Genomic DNA, 20,826 nt, shown 5'->3' with positions numbered 1-20,826 from the left:
ATGGGTAGAGTAACTGGTATTGCAGGGAGATTTGGAGCCAGATATGGATCATCTACAAGGAAGAAATGGAAAGAGGTCATGGAAAGAAGATATATGCCACACCAATGTCCTTATTGTAAGACTACGGGTAAAGTAGTCAGAATTGCTTCCGGAATATGGTACTGTAGAAAATGCGAAACAAAGTGGGCAGGTCTTGCTTATACACCCTATTAGGGTGTTGTTGACCTCAAGTAGAGATTCTTCATCGCGTATAAGGAGTTTTTTAAACGAGCTTTCTTATATAATTCCCGATTCCTTTAAAATAAATAGGGGTAGACAAAGTTTAGATGATATCTTTAAGAGATCTCGATTATATGGAGCTTCGTACATAGTAATAGTAAGTTCTAGCAAAGGAAATCCTGGAAGGTTCTTAGTGTATAATACGTATACGTCTATTAGGGAATTTGATATTAAGATACAAGGTATAACTTTACTTAAGGAGATAGGAGGTAGAGAAAGTAAAATTGTGAGTAAAAAAATACGAGTAGGTTGTATAGGAGAATTATCTAACACTCTTGTTAAAAACTTATTCATGAATCTTGGGTATACTGGAGTAGAGAATTGTGAATCATATGTAAATGGTAGATATATTGAAAAGATAAATGACAAAAATATTTATGAAGTGAAGTTCTTAGATGCTCATAATAATATAATAGGTCCTACTATTAGATTTTTGGTGGATGAAGGTTCTAATAAATATTGAATTGAAGGAAGTAGACCAGAATCTCAAGGATATACTATTTGGATCTATTTTAGTTGAAAAGGTGGACGAAAGAGTAGTAAGTATAAATGAAAAGTTGGGAACTATAACTATAACATCTAACTCCGTTAGCAGAGGTAGAGCTGTGATAAACTCTTATATATCTTGGATATATACAATACTAGAGACTCTGAATAAGGTGAAAAATGCATGACTGAGAGACTTCCACCTGAACTCCAAACAGAGTTAGTTAAACTACAACAGCTTCAAGAGCAGTTGAACAGAGTTATAGCAGAAAGAAGTGTTATTGATAGTCAGTTGAGAGAGGTAAATAAGGTTTTAGATGAATTAAAACAATTACCTTCTGATACAATTATTTACAAGATAGTGGGCAATTTACTTGTAAAGGTAAACAAGGATAATGTAGAGAAAGAACTAGATGATCAAAAAACCATATTGGAATTAAGGTCTAGGACATATCAGAATCAAGAAACTAAGTTGAGAACACAGTTGGAGGAGAAGCAGAAGAAAGTAAATGAGATGTTATCTAAATACTACCCACAGAGAGGGGCAGGGGCAAAGGCTTAATTAATTTAAGGTAAATTACTATTTTGTGTTAAGAATTTATGCCGATTATAGGGAAAAGGCTAGTAATGTCCCAGATTTTTTAAGGGAGCTTGGTGCTGTTGTTATATTCGAGAATTTAACTGTAGCGGATTACGTTATTTCTGAGACAATAGGAATAGAGAGAAAGAGTGTGGAAGATCTTGTTAGCTCTGTTTTTGATAAGCGTTTTTTCGATCAGTTGAGCAGATTAAGTGAAAGTTACAAGGAACCATATATTTTAATTGAGGGCGATCTAAGTCAAATTAGGTTCATAACAACTAAATGGAAAGCCGTTAATTCTGCTTTAGTTAGTGCGATTATTGACTATGATTTAAGAGTCCTGTTTTCGTTAAATAAGAAAGATTCTGCAGAAGTTTTATATAAATTAGCTGAAAAAATTTCTGCTAAATCTAATTTTAGAAGTATAAATCTTCATGATAAACCTAAATTCGAGAATCTTAAGGACATTCAACTATATGTTGTGGAGTCATTGCCAAATGTAGGGGAAAAATTAGCAAAAAAACTATTGGAAAAGTTTAATACAATAGAGAATATTTGTAAAGCTTCTATATCGGATCTTGAGAAAGCATTAGGAAGTAGAAAAAGAGCAGAAGAAATATACAAAGTATTACACACTGCATACTCATCTGATAACGGTACTAAGAAAAATGTGTCTTTAGCAGATTTCCTTGCTGAGGATAGAAATAATAATGACTAAGTGGCATATCTATACCCATTTCAATAGACTAAATTATGTTTCATTAAAATATCTATATATTTATAATTTTAAGTATAAAATAGCTAGCTACTTATATTAGTTCTTTAGATTCTCTAGATTATGAGTATATCAATCTAAATCCAACACACTTTAATACTTAAAAGTTAACTTACTATTCGTAAACTGGTGATTTAGACCTTGCCAAGATATAAGACTGTTGAACAAGTGCTTAGTTTAATGAAAGATGTTACAAGAGTAAGAAATATAGGGATTATAGCACACGTTGATCACGGTAAGACAACTACTAGTGATACACTTTTAGCTGCATCAGGAATAATTTCACAAAAAGTTGCTGGAGAAGCGCTTGCATTAGATTATCTATCAGTAGAGCAACAGAGAGGAATTACAGTAAAAGCAGCAAACATTAGTTTGTATCACGAAATAGATGGAAAAGGTTATGTAATCAATTTGATTGATACGCCAGGACACGTAGATTTCAGTGGTAGAGTTACCAGAAGTTTAAGAGTTTTAGACGGTTCTATAGTGGTTATTGATGCCGTAGAAGGAATAATGACACAGACGGAAACTGTTCTGAGGCAAAGTTTAGAAGAAAGGGTAAGACCTATATTATTTATAAATAAAGTAGACAGACTCATAAAAGAGCTTAAGCTTAGTTCTCAAGAAATTCAGAAGAGATTAATAGATTTGATTATAGAAGTTAATAACCTAATAGAGACATATGGTGAGCCTGAGTTTAAAGATCAGTGGAAGATAAAGCCGGAGCTAGGAAACGTTGTCTTTGGTTCAGCTAAGGATAAGTGGGGCTTTAGTGTGCCAATGGCTGGAAAAAGAGGAGTTAAATTTAGTGATGTAGTGAATGCTTACACTAGTGGCGATAAAGCTAAGATTGAAGAACTGGCAAGTAAGGTGCCTATACACGAGGCATTGTTAGATGCAGTAATAAAGTTTGTACCTAACCCAAGAGATTCCCAGAAGTATAGAATTCCCAAAATCTGGAAAGGTGATTTGGATAGTGAAATAGCCAAAGCAATGATTAACGCCGATCCAAATGGTCCAATAGTTATGATGATAAACGATATGAAAGTTGATCCTCACGCTGGTTTAGTAGCTACAGGTAGAGTATTCTCAGGTACTTTAAGAGCAGGAGAAGAAGTTTGGTTAGTGAATGCTAAGAGGCAGCAGAGGATATTACAAGTAAGCTTATACATGGGTGCAATAAGGGAGTTAGCTGAAGAAATACCTGTAGGTAATATTGCTGCGGCTCTGGGAATGGATGCTGCAAGATCCGGAGAAACAGGAGTTGATATTAGATTTAAGGACAGTGTTCTTGGCTCATTTGAGAAGTTACATTATATATCAGAACCTGTAGTCACCATATCTGTAGAACCTAGGAATCCTAAAGATTTAACAAAGATGATAGACGCTTTGAGGAAATTAAGCATAGAAGATTCTAATTTAGTAGTAAAGATAAATGAAGAGACAGGCGAATATTTACTGTCAGGTATGGGATTCCTTCACTTAGAAGTTTCGTTGCAGTTACTAAAGGAGAATTATGGATTAGATGTAGTAACAACTCCTCCTATAGTAGTCTACAGAGAGAGTATAAGGAACAAGAGTCAGGTTTTTGAGGGTAAGTCTCCTAACAAACACAACAAGCTATATATAAGTGTAGAACCATTGAACAACCAGACTATAGATCTAATAGCGAACGGAACAATAAAAGAAGATATGGATAATAAGGAGATGGCTAAAATCTTGAGAGATCAGGCTGAATGGGACTACGATGAGGCAAAGAAAATAGTTGCTATTGACGAGAATATAAATGTCTTTATAGATGCCACTAGCGGTGTTCAACACCTAAGGGAAATAATGGATACATTGCTTCAAGGTTTTAGGCTTGCAATGAAAGAAGGACCCCTTGCGTTTGAGCCTGTAAGAGGGGTTAAAGTCGTATTGCATGATGCTGTAGTACACGAAGATCCTGCACATAGAGGTCCTGCACAGCTATATCCTGCGGTTAGGAATGCAATATTTGCAGGCATTCTAACATCTAAACCAACATTGTTAGAACCATTGCAGAAATTAGATATAAGAATACCAATGGAGTATTTAGGGAATGTAACCGCTGTTATTACAAGAAAGAGAGGAAAGGTTATAAATGTAGTTCAAACTGGAAATGTGGCAAGGGTATATGCTGAAATACCTGTTGGTGAGTCTTTTGAGTTAGCAAGCGAGCTAAGAGCATCAAGCGCAGGAAGAGCCTTCTGGGGTACAGAGTTTAGCAGATGGGCACCGGTTCCTGATTCAATATTAGTAGATCTAATTATGAAGATTAGGGAAAGAAAAGGAAAGCCCAAGCAGTTGCCTAAAGTTGAAGATTTCATATCGTGATTTCTTTATGGAGGAGAATAATTTATTTCGGGACGTTAAAGCAATTTTTTTTGACTTTGATAATACATTAGTTTCTTTTGATGAAGTAGAAGATAATGCTCTGCATATGGTAGCCAAGGATATATATAATTTCGTTAAAGATAATTATTCATCTGAAATAAGTCAAGATAAAATAACAGAATTAGTGATCTCTAGAGCAAAGAAAATGAATGAGGACGGCATATATGACAGAAAGTCCTGGTGGAAATCAGTTCTAGATCAATTAAACGTTTCGGCGGAATCTGAGGAATTATATCAGTGGACTCAGTTATATTGGAGTATAGCCTCGCAGAATACTCCTTATGAGGATGCCTTGGACTTACTTGAATATTTAAAAAAGAAGGGATTTAGATTAGGGATAATAACTAATAGCGATGGAGAGGGAGGAGATAAGAGGCTTAGGTTATCAAGATTTCCACTATTACACTACTTTAATATTATAGTTATAGGTGGAGAAAACAATATAAAACCCAAGCCAGACCTTCAACCATTTATAATATCTTGTGAGAAATTTGGTTTATTCTCATCTCAATGCCTAATGATTGGAGATGATCCTATAAAGGACTGTTTAGCCGCTAAGAAGGCTGGTCTTAAATCCATCTTAGTGGATAGAAAAAATAAGGTTAAGTTCGCAGAACTCTATGCTGATTATGTAGTAAATAATCTTAGGGAAGTCGAAGAGCTATTTTGATTATTGGTTTTGAAATTATTTTTAGCTTCTAAACGGACTTAAGGGACGAAAATTCTTTTTCCTATCAGAAATATACATTCTAAAAATGGCTGATGATAATCTGTTGGATTTTATTTTTCCTCATGACGGATACTATGAGGTAATACTAGGGACTAATGGTGTAAGATTGAATTTATCACCTATTGGGATCATAAGAGAAGGACAAGAACTTAAATCAAGGATATATGAAGATACACTCACATTTCAAAATGTTATGAAGAATAATAAGTGTAGTATAAATATAACATTAGACCCATTTCAATTCTACTACGGGTTTACAAATAATATTGATAAACTTAGATTTAGGTTAATGGAGGAAGTTCCTGTTCTCGAGAACTCTCTGGTTATTTTATCTGAGTTAACTCCTATAAGCAGGGATCAGAATCCTATCATCTTTAAATATAATAGGTTACATGTCGTAAGTAATGCCCCTGTTCACCAGGCTTTGAGTAGAGGAGATTTTCTATTAGTTGATTTATTAGTTCATATGTCTAGACTACATATATATTCTCAAGATCAAATTAAACAATATTTACCTGTAATTGAATATGAAATTAAAACTATTAAGAGACTTTCGCCTAACTTATCGGGTATTATACAGGAATTAATTGGAATTCTTGAAGATAAGGGATATAAAATCTCTCTGTAAGATGTAATTATGGGTTTTGTTGTAGCATTAATTCAAGGGGACGGCATAGGTCCGGAAGTTGTTAGCAAATCAAAAACCATATTAGCTAGGTTAAATGAAAAATTCAGTCTCCCCATAGAATATATTGAGGTAGAAGCTGGAGATACTACTAAAAATAAGTTCGGTGATGCATTACCTAAAGACTCATTAAGAGTAATAGAGAAAGCTGATATGATTTTGAAGGGTCCCGTGGGCGAGACTGCTGCTGATGTTGTAGTTAAGCTAAGACTTATGTACGATTTATATGCAAATTTAAGACCTGCTAAATCTCTTCCTGGTCTAGAAAATAAATTCGGAGATGTTGATATCTTAGTAGTTAGAGAGAATACAGAAGACCTATACAAGGGTTTAGAACATGTTATCTCTGATGGAGTTACAGTGGGTATTAAAGTTATAACTCGCGCCGCCTCGACAAGAATAGCTCAAGTTGCACTAAATCAAGCATTGAGAAGAAAGAAAAAGGTAGTTTGTGTCCATAAATCGAATGTTATGAGAATTACAGATGGGTTGTTTGCGGAATCATGTAGAAATGTATTGAAAGGAAAAGTGGAGTATTCTGAAATGTATGTTGACGCTGCTGCTGCAAACTTAGTTAGGAATCCTCAAGCATTCGATGTAATAGTTACTGAGAATACTTACGGCGATATATTAAGTGATGAGGCAGGCCAAATAGCAGGTAGTCTAGGTATATCCCCTTCAGCTAATATCGGTGACAGGAAGTCTTTGTTTGAGCCAGTACATGGTGCAGCATTCGATATTGCTGGCAAGAATATAGCTAATCCCACTGCTTTCCTTTTATCAGTAGGAATGATGTTAGATAGAATGCAAGAACTCTCGGGCGACATAAGATACAATAATGCAGCTAAATCTTTGCGAGACGCTATATATTCAGTGTATTCTGAAGGGAAATATCTAACGCCTGATGTAGGTGGAAGTTCTACAACAGATGAAATGATAAGCGCAATACGGAGTAAAATAGGTTAATCTTTAAATAACGTTTCTATGTAATTTTTACCAGGTGAGTTGAATTATCTCGACCTCAGATATCGAATTTGACATCCAAATTTGATCCTTTGAAATTTGAGGAAGAAGTTCTCAAGTACTGGGATGATAACAATATATATAAAAAATTAAAGGAGATAAATGAGAAAAATCACAAAAAATTCTTATTTATAGACGGTCCACCATATCCTTCAAGTCCTATACCTCACATAGGTACAGTCTGGAACAAAACCATCAAAGACTGTATATTACGTTACGAGAGGTTAATGGGATATTCTGTTAAAGATCAGCCTGGATATGATACCCATGGATTACCCATTGAAGTCGAGACTGAGAAAAGGCTGGGTATAAAAAGTAAGGCTGAGATAATAGAAAAAGTCGGAGTGGATAACTTTATCTCTAAATGTAAAGAGTTCGCAGTTAATAATTCTAAATCTCTAACTCAGAATTTCAGAAATTTAGGTATTTTCATGGATTGGGAAAATCCATACTTTACATTTAATAACGATTATATATCTAACTCATGGGCTGTAATAAAAAAAGCATACGAAAGAGGACTACTTTATAAAGGAGTTCATGTCCTGCATTGGTGTTCAAGATGTGAGACCACATTAGCGGACTACGAGGTTTCCGAGTATAGAGACTTAGAAGATCCATCCATATACGTTAAGTTCAGGGTAAAAGGCGAGCCTAATAGATATCTGGTTATTTGGACCACCACGCCATGGACGTTACCCGCGAATGTTTTTGTTATGATAAATAAGGATTTTGAGTATGCTGACGTAAGAGTTGGAGACGAAATACTAGTTATAGCTAAGGACAGGGTAAAGGAATTGATGAAAGAGGCTAGGATAAAGGAGTACAAAATACTACGTGTGTATAAGGGTGAGGAATTATTAGGATTAGAGTATGAACATCCTCTTGCAGATATAGTTAGTGCTCAATCAAAAATAAATAACCACCATAAAGTCCTAGATGGTGGAGAGGCTGTAACACTACAAGAGGGTACAGGTCTTGTTCATTCTGCACCAGGACACGGTGATGTTGACTTTGAAATAGGTAAAAAGTATGATATGCCTGTGGTAATGCTTGTAAATGATAAGGGTGAATTTACTCAAGATTCTGGTAAATATGCTGGTAAATATGTAAGAAGTGCATCAGAGGAGATAATATCCGACTTAAAACAAAGGAGTGCATTACTTCATGCCAGTAAAATCGTTCACAGATATCCAGTTTGCTGGAGATGTAAAACACCGTTGATACTGAGAGCTATAGAGCAATGGTTTATTGCAGTATCTAAATTGAAGGATCATCTTATGGGAGAAATAGACAGAGTGAGATGGATTCCTGATTGGGGAAAGACAAGAATAGGCAATATGGTAAAAGAAGTTAGAGATTGGGTAATAAGTAGGCAAAGATTCTGGGGGACTCCTCTTCCAATATGGGTTTGTAGTAATTGTCAAAATATTATTGTGGTAGGAGGTGTAGACGAATTAAGTAAGATCTCTATAAACCAAGTGCCACAGGATTTACATAGACCATGGATAGATAGCGTAGTGGTTAGATGTGAAAAATGTGGAGGGGAAGCAAGAAGGATCTCAGATGTAGCAGATGTATGGTTTGACAGCGGTGTTGCATTCTTCGCTAGTTTAGGACAAGACTGGAGGAAAAGATGGAGTGAATTAGGTCCAGTAGACTTAGTTTTAGAAGGACATGATCAGTTAAGAGGATGGTTCTTTAGTTTATTAAGAACAGGAGTGATATTGATGGATAAAGCACCTTATGAAGCAGTACTAGTGCATGGTTTTATGTTAGATGAACAGGGAAGAGAGATGCATAAGAGTTCAGGAAATTATGTTGAACCGTCTCAAGTTGTTTCAAAATACGGCAGAGATACGTTAAGATTATGGTTACTTAGAAATACCACATGGGAAGATGCAAAATTCTCTTGGAAAAGTCTAGATATGACTAGAAGAGACTTAAATATAATATGGAATGTCTATGTATTTGCTAATACATATATGTCGTTGGACGAATTCAAATATTCTAAGTATTCTTATAATGATATAAAAGATTATCTAAAACTAGAAGATATATGGCTCTTATCAAGATACTACAGGATGCTTAAGGAAGTCATAGAGGCAATGAAGGAATATAAAGTTCACGAACTCGCTAATAAAGTAACGGCATTCATAATAGACGATATTAGCAGATTTTATTTACGAGTTACTAGAAAACGTGCATGGAATGAGGCTAATGATCCAGATAAGATAGCAATGTATTATGTACTTTATCACGTCCTAAAAGGTTCGCTAATTCTACTTTCCACTGTAATTCCTTTCACTGCAGAGAAGATATATCTTGACTTTGTACAAGAAAGATTAGAATCTATAAGTATGGAGAAAATACCAGAAATAAAGGAGGAGTTTATTAATTCAGAGATAGAAGAGGCTTTTGAAGTAGCTAAGGAAATTATAGATGCAGGTCTTAATGCTAGGGCTAAAGCTGGAATAAAATTGAGATGGCCTTTGAAAGAAGTTTATGTGTTCTTAGTATCAGATAAGGACAGAAGGTCAATAGAAAAAATAACAGATGTCTTATCTTCCTTGCTAAATTCCAAGTCAATTATAATAGAAGGTATAGATGGTTATAAGAGATTTAGTAAGATAAGAGCCACTCCAAATACCGGAAGTATAGGTCCTACATTTAAGAGGTTGAGTGTTAAAGTAGCAGAATATATACAGAATAACTCTGATAAAGTAGCACAAGATATAGTGAGTAAAGGCTACCACGAATTTAATGTTGATTCCGAAAATCTCAGACTTGATATATCGCACGTTAATCTAGTTGAAGAGGTTGAAAAGGGCTATGTATCAGCAAGATTTAGTAAAGGAGTAGTATTACTCAAACAAGAAATGAGTAAGGAGGAGGAAGAAGAAGGAATAATAAGAGATCTAATAAGAAGAATTCAGTTCATGAGAAAACAATTATCATTAAATGTAAATGAATACATATTATTGTCTATAAGAGCACCTGATGATAAAGTAGATCTAATAAAGAAGTGGGAGCAATATATCAAGAATGAAACTAGAGCTAAGGAACTACGTATAGGAGACGTTTCAGGTGATTTAATTCAAGATTGGGATGTAGAAGAAGAAACATATACTATAGGAGTATCTAAGGCAGATGTTTCCGTTTCCTAGGCGTAAAAAATTATCTGTAGTTCTTTTTACTTCTATATTTGATACTGAGAAAAAATTAGAAGAAATAATATATAAATTAGGTTTCATAATTAGAACTCTAGTAATTTTTAGGGTTTCTGAAGTAATATGGTTGGACGATCTTAAGAACAAGAAAAATATAACTAGAATAATTAAGGACGTTAGTAACTATGCTCTAACACCACCGTATGGAAAGAAGTATTTTCCTATTAAGCGAACCTTAAGTAAAGTTGGGCTAATACCACCTATAAATATTCCATCTCATGTAGTAAGTAATGACTATGTGGAAGGCGAGATAAGAAAAGTAGTTAATGGTGATACAGGAGTTAAAATTGTTAATAGAAAGACTAAGTCTGTATTAGTTCTTGATAGCTTAAGAAAAAGCCACTTAACATACGATTTTTATCCATACTACGATGGGTATTCTATCAAATTTTATGATGTAACGTATCTTAATAAAATAAAAGACATAGAAAATGTAATAATAGCTTCAAGATCAGGCAAAGATCTCTCTTTAGTAGCTGATAAAATATCAAGTATATATGAACAAAATGGCTTAACGTTAGTTATTGGTCCGCCTAAAGGAGGTCTACTTAAGACGATGGAAACAACTGGTCACATGTTGGTAAATTTTGTTCCTAAGCAGGGCGTAAAAGATGTTAGGGCGGAAGAAGCTCTCTATGGGGCTCTTTCTCTACTTAACTACATCTTAAGTTAGATAGATACATTTATAAGTCATATATATGTAAGAAAGAAGGACTGAGGGAAAATTAATGGGTCATCGGAAATTATCGTCACCAAGAAGAGGTTCAGCTGGTTTACGTCCTAGGAAGAGAGCTGATGAAATACTTCCAACACCTAAAAATTGGCCTTTGGTTAATTTAAAAGAGCCTAAACTATTAGGCTTCATAGGTTACAAAGCCGGAATGACGCATGTATACATGATAGATGATAAGCCCACATCTCCTAATTATGGTAAGGAAGTATATACTCCTGTTACTATAGTCGAATCACCTCCTATTCTAGGTCTAGCTTTAAGGGCCTACCATATAGATTCAAAAGGGGAGTTATCTGTACTTGTAGATTATTGGGCAAACTTTGAAGAAGGTTCTTTAAAATATCTGAAGAGGAAAATCACATCCTTAAAAGTGGATTCCTCGAAAATGAAAGAGAAATTAGATTTGATCCAGAAAAACTTAAATAATATAACATATATGAGACTTCTTGTTTCCACTCAACCTTGGCTGGTTCCTTCGTTAGGTAAGAAAAGACCTGAAATAGTAGAGATACAGATAGGTGGTGGCTCGATTCAGGATCAACTTAACTACGGTTTATCTTTGCTGGGTAAACAAATTCCTGTAAGAGATGTTTTTAGAGAAGGACAATTAACAGATATTATAGGAGTTACTAAAGGAAAAGGTTTCCAAGGCGTGATAAAGAGATACAGTGTAGTAGAATTTCCAAGATGGCATAAGCATAGAAAAGGTAGTAGGAAAATAGGAGCCAGAGGACCATCTATATCAACACCAAGCTATGTTCCACAACCAGGTCAGTTAGGCTTCCACAGGAGAACCGAATATAACAAGAGAATCATTAAGATAGGGGATAATGTAAACGAAATAAATCCCGCAGGAGGAATAGTAAATTATGGATTAGTTAAGAATACGTATCTTGTAATAGAGGGTAGTGTATTAGGTTCTAGAAAGAGACCATTATTCTTGAGATATCCTATAAGGCCTTCATGGTCACCGGAATCAGCACCTAAAATCACATATGTAAATCTGGCTTCTCAGCAGGGATGAAACATGTATATAGAACTCCAGACAAAAAAAGTTTCTGTTTTAGATTTAAAGGGAAATCAGTTAGAAGAAATAGAACTTCCATTATTTTTTAGCTACCCAGTTAGGAAAGATCTAATAAGGAGAGTATTTTTATCAGAATTTACAAAGTCTTTACAGCCAAAAGGAAGAGATCCTTTAGCAGGTAAAAGAACTAGTGCACTCAGCTTTGGAATAAACCTTGGAATAGCCAGGGTACCTAGAGTAAAAGGTAGCGGAGAAGCAGCTTTAGCTCCTAACACCGTAGGTGGTAGACTAGCATTTCCGCCTACTACAGAGAAAAGGTTAGTAGAGGAAGTTAATCTAAAGGAGAAGAAATTAGGTATTATAAGTGCACTTGCAGCTACAGCAGATCCTAATTTTGTCAAAGCAAGGGGTCATAGGTTTACTTCAAATAACGTTCCTATTATATTGGTAGATGATTTTGAAAATATTAGTAAAGCTAAAGAGATCATGGATATACTGAAATCTATAGGTGTCGTAGATGACATAAAGAGAGTGAAGGAGAGTAAAGGAGTAAGAGCAGGTAAAGGAAAAATGAGAGGAAGAAGATACCAAATAGCTAAGGGTCCCTTGATAGTAGTTAGTAACCATAAAAGTCCGGTTGTAGAGTCTGCCTCAAATATACCAGGAGTTAATGTCGTTTCAGCCAACCTAGTTAGTGTAATTCATTTAGCTCCAGGAGGTCATCCTGGTAGATTAACAATATATACTAAATCTTCTATTAACATATTGCGTCAAAGATTTGAAGGGAGGTTGAATTTATGATAATAAAAGAATTTTTGGCAACTGAGAAAGCAGTGAAACTGATAGAGAGTCAAAATACTCTAACAATAATAGTAAATAGGAATACAACTAAAAAGGATATTAAAAACGAGGTAGAGAAACTATTCAGTGTGAAGGTGGAGAAGATAAATACGTTGATTACTCCTAAAGGTGAAAAAAAGGCTTACGTTAAACTTAAGCAGGAATATAAAGCATCTGATGTGGCCCATAAACTGGGCATGTTGTAAGGTGACATGAAATGGGTAAGAAGTTATTACAACAAAGAGCAGGAAGAGGAGGTATAAATTTTAGAAGCCCAAGTTGGAGAAGAGTTGGGCCAGCTAGATATCCAAATATAGAGGGAGATCATAAAGGTAAGATTATCGATATATTACATAATCCAGGTGTTACCGCACCTGTTGTTAAGGTTAAATTAGACAACGGGCTTCAATTTTACATTCCTGCTGTTCAGGGTGTAGCTGTAGGTCAAGAAATAAGTATAGGCAAGAATGCGACTATATCGAATGGAAATATAGTAGAAGTTGGGCAGCTGCCGGAGGGTACTGTGATATGTAACGTAGAAAAGTTGAAGGGAGATGGAGGAAAGTTTGCTAGAGCCGCTGGATCTTATGCAGTTATCTCAGGTAAGGCCGGAAACAAGGTTTTAATTAAATTGTCATCTGAGAAAATTGTTGAAGTAAGCCAGAACGCTAGAGCTACTGTTGGGATTATTGCAGGAGGAGGTTTTGTAGAGAAACCTTTGTTAAAAGCTGGAAATAATTACTGGAAATATAGAGTTAGAGCTGTAAAGTGGCCTGTTGTGAGAGGTGTTGCTATGAACGCTGTATCTCATCCACATGGTGGTGGTTTACATCAGAGTGTCAGTAGGCCTTCTACAGTATCCAGAAACGCACCGCCTGGAAGAAAAGTTGGTCATATTGCATCAAGAAGGACTGGTAGACGTGGTGGAGCATAATTTTATTTTTGTAACTCTAAAAGTATAGGAGAAAGGTGCAATTATCATGTCACCCGAAATTCCACCTGAATGGAAGAAGTTTAGATATAGGGGTAAGTCTCTAGAGGACCTTCTGAATATGCCTATGGATGAGTTTATAAAGCTTTTACCTTCACGTCAAAGAAGGTCATTAAAGAGAGGTTTCTCCGATAAGCAGAGAAGGTTGTTAGAAAAAATTAGAAAGATTTCTAGAGAAGGAAAGCAGAATAAAGTAATAAAGACGCATGTTAGAAACATGGTTATATTACCTGAAATGGTTGGTTTGAGGTTTGCCGTATATAACGGTAAGGAATTTGTTGAATTTCAAGTTGTACCAGAGATGATAGGACGTTACTTGGGAGAGTATTCAATAACCACAAAGAAAGTAGAGCACGGAGAGCCAGGTCTAAAGGCGACAAAATCAAGCCTATTCCTAGCAATGAAGGGATGATCTATGAGCAAATGGGTATATCCAATTTTATCTATTCCTGAAGACAAGTTAGCTAAGGCTGTAATCAAAAATATTGATGCGTCTGTTAGGGATTTATACAACGTATGTAAGGCAATAAGAGGTATGAATTTAAAGGAAGCTAGGGAATTTCTTAACAACGTCCTAGAAGAAAAGGAAGCTTTACCGTTCTGGCGATATTCTCACGGAACATCTCATAGGTCTAACATTTCCAGAAAGTGGAAAGTGAAGAGTGGCAGATATCCTAAGAAAGCTATTAAATATGTTCTTAAGCTGTTGGATAATGCTGAAAATAATGCAAACAGTAAGGGTCTTGATATAGACAATTTAAAAATAGTCCATATAGCTGCTCATAAAGGATTAGTGTTAAAGAGATATATGACAAGAGCTTTTGGAAGATCTACAAGAAAATACAAGTATTTATCACATATTGAGGTTATTCTGGGTGAGGTGTAAGATATGGTTCTTATAAAGAGGCACTTTTTACAAAAGGCTGCAATAAAAGTAATGGTCGATGAATACTTAGCTAAGCAATTTTACAATGCGGAGTATGCAGGAGTAGAGATAGTTAAGACACCAATAGGAACTAGGGTCATAATATATGCCGGTAGACCTCCGTTAATAATAGGGAAGGGAGGTAAAACTATTAAACAGTTAGCCCAAGTATTGGAAAAGTTCTTTGGTTTAGAAAACCCGCAGATTACAGTTACAGCAGCAGAGAACCCGGAGTTAAACGCTAGAGTAATGGCATTTAGGCTTGCTATAGCTTTAGAGAAAGGATATCATTTCAGGCGAGCCGCGTTTATAACCATTAGGAGAATAATGAGCTCTGGTGCAGTAGGTGCAGAAGTGATAGTTAGTGGTAAACTTACATCGGAAAGAGCGAAATATGAAAAATTAAAAGAAGGCACAGTGTATAAGAGTGGTCAACAGTTAGAGAAAATTATAGACCGTGCAATAGGTATTGCAATGCTTAAGCCTGGAGTTTATGGAGTTGAAGTAGTAATAACGAAACCCACTAGAAGTATAGATAAGATAGAGTTAAAGGAGAAGGTAGAAAAAACTGAGCAAGGTGGAATGGTAACGGTTACCAATGTTAGCTTTATAGAGGAAAATAAGTCTTCAGGAGGGGTGTCAAATGCCTCTGGAAGTTGATGAATTGAGGAAAATGGATCTTAAACAGTTAAAGGAGAGATTGAATGAGTTAGAGATGCAACTATTAAAATTGAGAGTTGAATCTAGAATGGGTACATTGAAGAATACAGCATCAATAAAAAATACTAGGAAGGATATAGCACGTATCTTAACTGTAATTGGCGAGAAGAGTAAGAAGGAGGCAAAGAAGTAAGTTGGATTTTATAGGTTCATGGGTGAGGATCTTGAATCACACTGATCCAACACTAGTTGGGAAGGAAGGATTGGTAATAGAAGACACAGAGAACGCATTTATGATTGGTTCCAATTCAAGGAAAATTCTAGTTATTAAGCAAAATGGATTATTTCAAATTAGCACAAAAGGTAAAATTTTTGTTGTACCTGGCACTAAGCTAATAGGTAAACCTGAAAAGAGGGGATATAAGTTTGGGTAAAAAGGGTCAATTGGTTAAAAATGTGGGAATAGAGGGTGTTTCAGCTCCATCGAAGACCTGTGATGATGAGTATTGTCCTTATCACGGCAGTTTAAAGGTAAGGGGTATAGTATTAGAAGGAAAGTTAATTAGAGCTAGGGCAAATAGGACTGGAACAGTTGAAAGAGAGTACATTTTCTATGATTCTAAGTATAAGAGATATGAGAGACGTAGGAGTCGTATACACGTTCATATTCCTTCATGTTTAGAAGTGAAAGAAGGCGATAATGTTATAATAGGTGAAAGTAGACCTATTGCAAAGTCTATTTCATTTGTTATATTAGGGGTGAAGAGGTAAGATGCCAGAAAAAATGAATGTTTTAGGGAGCAGGAAAGGATTTACCCCTGCTCTACAGCATAATAGTAGTGTAGTTGTTGCTGATAATAGTGGAGCTAAAGAGGCTGTAATTATTGGTATTTATGGGTATAGGGGTGTTCTCAGGAGAGTTCCTTTTGCTAATATAGCAGATTTAGTGATGGTATCAGTAAGGAAGGGTTCTCCTGATGTTAGAAAACAGAAGTTTAAGGCTGTAATAGTAAGACAAAGAATGCCCTTTAGGAGGCCAGATGGTACGTGGATATCATTTGAGGATAATGCAGTTGTGATTATAAATCCTGACGGTACTCCTAAAGGAACTGAGGTTAGAGGTCCTATAGCTAGGGAAGCTGCTGAGAGATGGCCTAAAATAGCCAGTGTAGCAACTATGGTGATATGAAATGATATCCTCTAAGCCGTCAAAACAAAGGAAATTAGTTTACAATTTGCCTAATCATTTGAGGTATAAGTTACTTACAGCAAGACTAAGCGAAGATTTGGAGAAGCAATACGGTATTAAAAGAATATCAATAAGAAAAGGCGATAGTGTTAAGCTTATGCGTGGTTCTCAAGTTGGTTATGAAGGTAAAGTGGTAGAGGTAGATAGGAAAAGGGGAAGGGTAGCTATAGAAGGGTTAACGAAAAAGAAAGCAGACGGTACTCCAGTATATGTATGGGTTCATGCTTCTAAAGTCATTATAACAAAACTAGACACAGGTGATAAAGAGAGAATGGATGCAATTGAGAGGAAGAGGAAGATGAGGGAAGAATATTTTAGTAAAAAATCACCTAAAGAGGTGAGCTAATTTGGTTCACATAACGAGATTTGAAGCTCCTTGGTTCCTGAAGGTCGGAAAGAAAGAGTATAAATGGATAATCAGGTCTAGGGCTGGTCCGCATAAAATACAGGAGAGTGTACCATTGGCTATATTATTAAAATATTATTTGAAAGCAGTAGATACTACCAGAGAGGCAAAAAGAATAATATTTGACGGAAAGGTTTTAGTTGATGGAAAAGTAAGAAGGGACTACAAGTACCCTGTTGGTCTTATGGACGTTGTAGAGATTCCCAGTGCAGATTTGAGAGTGAGGATTATACCAGATAACGTCAGATATTTAACTACTATAAACATATCAAGAGAAGATGCGAAGTACAAGTTTGTACGAATAATGAACAAGACCACCTTGAAGTCTGGAGTTTTACAATTAAATCTAGAAGATGGGAGGAATATTCTTTTGAAAGGAGAGGAGTTGTCTCAATATAACTTACCTACATTAACAACGCTAAAGATAGAATTACCGGAACAAAAGATTACTACCGCATATACAATCAAGGAGGGCGTATATGCAATGATTATTGGAGGAAGAAACGCAGGTTTACATGGTAAAATTTCGAAGATTCAGCTGGCTAAGTATAAGAGAATAAAGTATTCATTAGTGACTTTAGAGGGTAAGGATGGCTCAACTTTCCAGACTAACTTAATTAATGTTATGGCAATAGGTGAAAATGAGGCTGATTCAAATTTAGGTGTTAAGTTATGAGTATGCAGGAAGCCAAGAAAGAAAATGTGATGAGAAGAGTAGTTTTAGATAAAGTGACTGTTAATATAGGAGTTGGTGAATCCGGAGAGAGACTGCAGAAGGCATATCAGCTTGTACAGGAGTTAACTGGCGTAAAACCAGTCTATACCAAGGGCAGAAAGTCTATAAGGGAATTTGGAGTTAGAAAAGGGGCTCCTATAGGAGTGAAGGCAACTTTAAGGAGGCAAGCAGCTGTTGAGTTTCTTAAAAAGGTTTTGCCTGCGGTGAATTTCAGGTTGAAGCAATCTAGCTTTGACAATTACGGAAATGTAAGTTTTGGAATTGCGGAGCATGTTTTAATACCGGGAACTAGGTATGATCCTGAGATAGGAATATTCGGAATGGATGTAGCGATAACGTTAGTGAGACCTGGTTATAGAACTATGAAAAGGAAAAGAAAGAAAGCGTCAATTCCTAGAAGACATAGAGTTACTAAAGAAGAAGCAATAAACTTCATGAAGGAAAACTTTAATGTCACAATTTTGGAGGGATGATGAAATGGGAAAATATAAACCACCAGCGGAAAGGAGATTTGGAAAGGGAGTTCAACTTTGCAAGAGATGTGGCAGTAGAGATTCAGTTATTCAAAAGTATGGTTTATATTTATGTAGACAGTGCTTTAGAGAAGTAGCATACCCTATGGGGTTTAGAAAAACGAGGTGATATGTGGTGCCTAGTATAAATCCTTTAGCAAACGCATTAGCAACATTATATAATAACGAGATGAGAAGAAATAAGCAAGCCCTAATTACGCCGGCTTCGAAGTTGATAATAAGCGTTCTAAGAGTCATGCAGAAGGAGGGCTATATAGGTGAGTTTGAGTATATTGATGATGGCAGGGCTGGTAAGATAATTGTTCAATTATTAGGTAGAATAAATAAGTGTGGTCCCATATCTCCCAGGTACCCACTGGATTACAATGGATTATTGAGATTACCTGATTACATTAGAAAGTATTTGCCGTCTAAAGAGATTGGTATTATTATTATTTCAACACCAAAGGGTGTTATGTCACATCGTGATGGAATAAGGGAGAAAATAGGTGGAGTAACCTTAGGTTACGTTTATTAATAGGGGTGAAGTGTTTGAAGGCTGCCTATATTCGTGAGGAAATTCAAATCCCTGATAAAGTGAAAGTCTCACTTGAGAATAATGTTCTTAAAGTTAAAGGGCCAAAAGGTGAAGTTATTAAGGACTTTAGTTATGCGAAGGGCATAAGAATTCAGCTTAACGAGGGAAAGATTATATTAGAGACTACATTTGCTGATAGAAGAAAGAAGGCTTTGCTTTATAGTATAATTGCTCATATAAAGAACATGATTACAGGTACTATAAACGGTTATAGATACTATCTTAAAGTAATTTCAACTCACTTTCCAATATCAGTAAAAGTTAGCGGAGATGAAGTGCAAGTCTCAAATTTAATAGGCGAGAAAAATATTAGACGAGCCAAGATTCTTCCTGGTGTAAAGGTAACTGTAAAAGGAGAAGATATAGTTGTTGAAGGTTCCGATATATATAATGTCGCTCAGACAGCCGCCAATATAGAATCCTCCACAAAAATAGTAGGTTATGATAGAAGGATATTCTCAGATGGTATTTATATTTACAAAAAAGAGGTGATAGGTCTTGAGCAATCAGACTAATGTGACTAAACCAGCTAAGAAAAATATGAAGTCTCCTGGAAAAGCGATAAAATTCCTTAGATTTGACTGGGATAAGTATTATAGAATAGGTAGACAAGAGAGATGGAGAAAGCCTAGAGGAATAGACAATGCTATAAGACTTGAGCTGAAAGGATATCAGCCAAAGGTAAAAATAGGGTATAGGACTGATAAGCAAATTAGAGGCTTACATCCATCTGGTTTAAGGCCTATTTTGGTAAAAAGTGTAAAGGATTTAGAGGCGTTCGCTAAAGGCAAGCAGGATGTGATAATCATAATAAGTTCAACAATAGGCTTAAGAAAGAGGATTGAGTTAATTAAGAAGGCTGAGGAGTTGGGCCTTAAAATCGCAAATAGGTGAAGAATATGCCTGAGTTTCAGTTACAAAGAAGACTAGCCGCAGATATAGCTGGAGTAGGATTAAATAACATAAAGTTTAATCCTGAAAGATTAGAAGAAGTTGAAGAGGCATTAACGAGAGAAGATATTAAAAAGCTCATCAAAGAAAGGGCTGTTATAGTAAATCCTAAGAGAGGAATAAGTAGTGGTAGGTTAAAGGAAAGGAAACATAAAAGGAGGTCTAAGGGTGAAGGAAGAAAGCATGGAAGCAGAAAAGGTAAAAGTGGTGCTAGGACAGGCGATAAGGAGATTTGGATTAATAAAATAAGAAAGATTCGTAGATATATAAGGTGGCTAAGGGATAATAACGTAATAGATAAGCATACGTATAGGTTACTTTATAAGAGAGCTAAAGGTAACTATTTTAAGAACCTTTCGGATGTGAAAAGTTATTTGAGGCAGATGGGTCATAAGGTGTAACAAATGACACAGGGACCTAATTATAGGATAAAGTTTAGAAGGAGAAGAGAAGGAAAAACAGACTATTATACGAGATATACTTATGTTATTAATAATGCAATAAGGTTTGTTCCCAGGTTAACTAATAAGTACGTAATAGTAAGTGTGAGTAAGTTTGATCAAAAAGGAGATATAATGATAGCTTATGCTCACTCTATAGAACTAGTAAAGAAATATGGTTGGAAAGGGGATACTAATAATACACCTGCAGCATATCTTACTGGTTATCTAGCAGGATTAAGAGCCGTTAAATCTGGTGTGAAAGCTGCTGTTTCAGATATTGGCTTATTTGTACCTGTAAAAGGAGGGAGGATATTTGCAGTGATTAAAGGTGCAATAGACGCGGGCTTAAAGGTTCCCGTTGGCGATTTAGGTAAATTGAAAGACAGAGTTAATGGCAGCCATATATCTGCCTATGCTCAAAAATTGAAAAATGAGAACCAAGAATTATACAATAAGCTTTTCAGTTCATACATTCAGAGGGGTCTTGACCCTGTCTTGCTTCCTCAACACTTTGAGGAAGTGTTAAATAAGATTAAGGAAAATGGTGGTAAGTGA

At 35.7% G+C, this 20,826-nt stretch carries 31 protein-coding genes; all 31 read left to right on the top strand.

What is annotated here, in order from left to right; genetic code table 11:
• The 31 genes from SACI_RS02890 to SACI_RS02745 all read left to right on the top strand — a co-directional run bounded on the left by SACI_RS02890 (nucleotide 1) and on the right by SACI_RS02745 (nucleotide 20,826).
• Nucleotides 1-213 (top strand): 50S ribosomal protein L37ae, encoded by a 213-nt coding sequence (locus SACI_RS02890; RefSeq protein WP_011277502.1) that lies wholly within the window; start codon nucleotides 1-3, stop codon nucleotides 211-213.
• A 1-nt stretch (nucleotide 214) separates the two neighbouring features.
• A complete protein-coding gene (locus tag SACI_RS02885; protein ID WP_230937987.1) occupies nucleotides 215-742 on the top strand; it encodes a Brix domain-containing protein in 528 nt (175 codons plus the stop codon).
• Nucleotides 720-953, top strand: coding sequence for a hypothetical protein (locus tag SACI_RS02880; RefSeq protein ID WP_011277500.1), 234 nt, complete (start codon nucleotides 720-722; stop codon nucleotides 951-953). The genes SACI_RS02885 and SACI_RS02880 overlap by 23 nt, the downstream gene beginning before the upstream one ends.
• Nucleotides 950-1,327: a prefoldin subunit beta gene (locus SACI_RS02875; protein WP_011277499.1), complete on the top strand. Its 378-nt coding sequence runs from the start codon at nucleotides 950-952 to the stop codon at nucleotides 1,325-1,327. The genes SACI_RS02880 and SACI_RS02875 overlap by 4 nt, the downstream gene beginning before the upstream one ends.
• A gap of 25 nt (nucleotides 1,328-1,352) precedes the next feature.
• Nucleotides 1,353-2,063, top strand: coding sequence for a 3'-flap repair endonuclease Xpf (xpf, locus tag SACI_RS02870; protein ID WP_011277498.1), 711 nt, complete (start codon nucleotides 1,353-1,355; stop codon nucleotides 2,061-2,063).
• 198 nt (nucleotides 2,064-2,261) lie between these two features.
• Entirely contained in the window at nucleotides 2,262-4,475 is a 2,214-nt protein-coding gene (locus SACI_RS02865; protein ID WP_015385460.1) for an elongation factor EF-2, read from the top strand.
• A 7-nt stretch (nucleotides 4,476-4,482) separates the two neighbouring features.
• Nucleotides 4,483-5,205: an HAD family hydrolase gene (locus tag SACI_RS02860; RefSeq protein WP_011277496.1), complete on the top strand. Its 723-nt coding sequence runs from the start codon at nucleotides 4,483-4,485 to the stop codon at nucleotides 5,203-5,205.
• Between the two features lie 85 nt (nucleotides 5,206-5,290).
• Nucleotides 5,291-5,893 (top strand): DUF447 domain-containing protein, encoded by a 603-nt coding sequence (locus SACI_RS02855; RefSeq protein ID WP_011277495.1) that lies wholly within the window; start codon nucleotides 5,291-5,293, stop codon nucleotides 5,891-5,893.
• Between the two features lie 9 nt (nucleotides 5,894-5,902).
• Nucleotides 5,903-6,916, top strand: a complete 1,014-nt coding sequence (locus SACI_RS02850; RefSeq protein WP_011277494.1) for an isocitrate/isopropylmalate dehydrogenase family protein — start codon at nucleotides 5,903-5,905, stop codon at nucleotides 6,914-6,916.
• A 68-nt stretch (nucleotides 6,917-6,984) separates the two neighbouring features.
• The gene (ileS, locus tag SACI_RS02845) at nucleotides 6,985-10,137 is read left to right on the top strand and encodes an isoleucine--tRNA ligase (protein ID WP_011277493.1); all 3,153 of its coding nucleotides are present in this window, start codon (nucleotides 6,985-6,987) and stop codon (nucleotides 10,135-10,137) included.
• A complete protein-coding gene (locus SACI_RS02840; protein WP_011277492.1) occupies nucleotides 10,121-10,873 on the top strand; it encodes a putative RNA uridine N3 methyltransferase in 753 nt (250 codons plus the stop codon). Before ileS ends, SACI_RS02840 begins: the two co-directional genes overlap by 17 nt.
• 55 nt (nucleotides 10,874-10,928) lie before the next feature.
• Nucleotides 10,929-11,957 carry a 50S ribosomal protein L3 gene (gene rpl3p / locus SACI_RS02835; protein ID WP_011277491.1) on the top strand — a complete coding sequence of 343 codons (1,029 nt, stop codon included), beginning with the start codon at nucleotides 10,929-10,931 and terminating at the stop codon, nucleotides 11,955-11,957.
• A 3-nt stretch (nucleotides 11,958-11,960) separates the two neighbouring features.
• Entirely contained in the window at nucleotides 11,961-12,761 is an 801-nt protein-coding gene (gene rpl4p / locus SACI_RS02830) for a 50S ribosomal protein L4 (protein ID WP_011277490.1), read from the top strand.
• Nucleotides 12,758-13,006, top strand: coding sequence for a 50S ribosomal protein L23 (locus SACI_RS02825; RefSeq protein ID WP_011277489.1), 249 nt, complete (start codon nucleotides 12,758-12,760; stop codon nucleotides 13,004-13,006). Before rpl4p ends, SACI_RS02825 begins: the two co-directional genes overlap by 4 nt.
• Nucleotides 13,007-13,017: 11 nt before the next feature.
• Nucleotides 13,018-13,734, top strand: coding sequence for a 50S ribosomal protein L2 (locus SACI_RS02820; protein ID WP_011277488.1), 717 nt, complete (start codon nucleotides 13,018-13,020; stop codon nucleotides 13,732-13,734).
• A gap of 46 nt (nucleotides 13,735-13,780) precedes the next feature.
• Complete coding sequence (locus SACI_RS02815; RefSeq protein WP_011277487.1) at nucleotides 13,781-14,203, top strand: 30S ribosomal protein S19; 423 nt, start codon at nucleotides 13,781-13,783, stop codon at nucleotides 14,201-14,203.
• 3 nt (nucleotides 14,204-14,206) lie between these two features.
• Complete coding sequence (locus SACI_RS02810) at nucleotides 14,207-14,677, top strand: 50S ribosomal protein L22 (protein ID WP_011277486.1); 471 nt, start codon at nucleotides 14,207-14,209, stop codon at nucleotides 14,675-14,677.
• A gap of 3 nt (nucleotides 14,678-14,680) precedes the next feature.
• Nucleotides 14,681-15,376, top strand: a complete 696-nt coding sequence (locus tag SACI_RS02805) for a 30S ribosomal protein S3 (protein WP_011277485.1) — start codon at nucleotides 14,681-14,683, stop codon at nucleotides 15,374-15,376.
• Nucleotides 15,360-15,569, top strand: a complete 210-nt coding sequence (rpmC, locus tag SACI_RS02800) for a 50S ribosomal protein L29 (protein WP_011277484.1) — start codon at nucleotides 15,360-15,362, stop codon at nucleotides 15,567-15,569. The genes SACI_RS02805 and rpmC overlap by 17 nt, the downstream gene beginning before the upstream one ends.
• Before the next feature lie 22 nt (nucleotides 15,570-15,591).
• Nucleotides 15,592-15,810, top strand: coding sequence for a ribonuclease P protein subunit (locus SACI_RS02795; RefSeq protein ID WP_230937988.1), 219 nt, complete (start codon nucleotides 15,592-15,594; stop codon nucleotides 15,808-15,810).
• Nucleotides 15,803-16,147 (top strand): 30S ribosomal protein S17, encoded by a 345-nt coding sequence (locus SACI_RS02790; protein ID WP_015385458.1) that lies wholly within the window; start codon nucleotides 15,803-15,805, stop codon nucleotides 16,145-16,147. Before SACI_RS02795 ends, SACI_RS02790 begins: the two co-directional genes overlap by 8 nt.
• Before the next feature lies 1 nt (nucleotide 16,148).
• On the top strand, nucleotides 16,149-16,565 hold the full coding sequence (locus tag SACI_RS02785) for a 50S ribosomal protein L14 (RefSeq protein WP_011277481.1): 417 nt from the start codon (nucleotides 16,149-16,151) through the stop codon (nucleotides 16,563-16,565).
• Nucleotide 16,566: 1 nt separating this feature from the next.
• Nucleotides 16,567-16,971 (top strand): 50S ribosomal protein L24, encoded by a 405-nt coding sequence (gene rplX / locus SACI_RS02780; RefSeq protein WP_011277480.1) that lies wholly within the window; start codon nucleotides 16,567-16,569, stop codon nucleotides 16,969-16,971.
• 1 nt (nucleotide 16,972) lies between these two features.
• The gene (locus SACI_RS02775; protein ID WP_011277479.1) at nucleotides 16,973-17,707 is read left to right on the top strand and encodes a 30S ribosomal protein S4e; all 735 of its coding nucleotides are present in this window, start codon (nucleotides 16,973-16,975) and stop codon (nucleotides 17,705-17,707) included.
• Nucleotides 17,704-18,240 carry a 50S ribosomal protein L5 gene (locus SACI_RS02770; protein ID WP_011277478.1) on the top strand — a complete coding sequence of 179 codons (537 nt, stop codon included), beginning with the start codon at nucleotides 17,704-17,706 and terminating at the stop codon, nucleotides 18,238-18,240. The genes SACI_RS02775 and SACI_RS02770 overlap by 4 nt, the downstream gene beginning before the upstream one ends.
• Before the next feature lie 4 nt (nucleotides 18,241-18,244).
• The gene (locus SACI_RS11545) at nucleotides 18,245-18,409 is read left to right on the top strand and encodes a 30S ribosomal protein S14 (RefSeq protein ID WP_011277477.1); all 165 of its coding nucleotides are present in this window, start codon (nucleotides 18,245-18,247) and stop codon (nucleotides 18,407-18,409) included.
• 6 nt (nucleotides 18,410-18,415) lie between these two features.
• Entirely contained in the window at nucleotides 18,416-18,817 is a 402-nt protein-coding gene (locus SACI_RS02765; protein WP_011277476.1) for a 30S ribosomal protein S8, read from the top strand.
• Between the two features lie 14 nt (nucleotides 18,818-18,831).
• On the top strand, nucleotides 18,832-19,392 hold the full coding sequence (locus SACI_RS02760) for a 50S ribosomal protein L6 (RefSeq protein WP_011277475.1): 561 nt from the start codon (nucleotides 18,832-18,834) through the stop codon (nucleotides 19,390-19,392).
• A gap of 25 nt (nucleotides 19,393-19,417) precedes the next feature.
• Nucleotides 19,418-19,771 (top strand): 50S ribosomal protein L32e, encoded by a 354-nt coding sequence (locus tag SACI_RS02755; RefSeq protein ID WP_370685261.1) that lies wholly within the window; start codon nucleotides 19,418-19,420, stop codon nucleotides 19,769-19,771.
• Nucleotides 19,772-19,776: 5 nt separating this feature from the next.
• A complete protein-coding gene (locus SACI_RS02750; protein ID WP_011277473.1) occupies nucleotides 19,777-20,229 on the top strand; it encodes a 50S ribosomal protein L19e in 453 nt (150 codons plus the stop codon).
• Between the two features lie 3 nt (nucleotides 20,230-20,232).
• Nucleotides 20,233-20,826 (top strand): 50S ribosomal protein L18, encoded by a 594-nt coding sequence (locus SACI_RS02745; protein ID WP_011277472.1) that lies wholly within the window; start codon nucleotides 20,233-20,235, stop codon nucleotides 20,824-20,826.

Source organism: Sulfolobus acidocaldarius DSM 639 (genome assembly GCF_000012285.1).
Taxonomy (GTDB): domain Archaea; phylum Thermoproteota; class Thermoprotei_A; order Sulfolobales; family Sulfolobaceae; genus Sulfolobus; species Sulfolobus acidocaldarius.
Note: the sequence above shows the minus strand (reverse complement) of the source record. Positions and strands in the feature narration are given on the sequence as shown.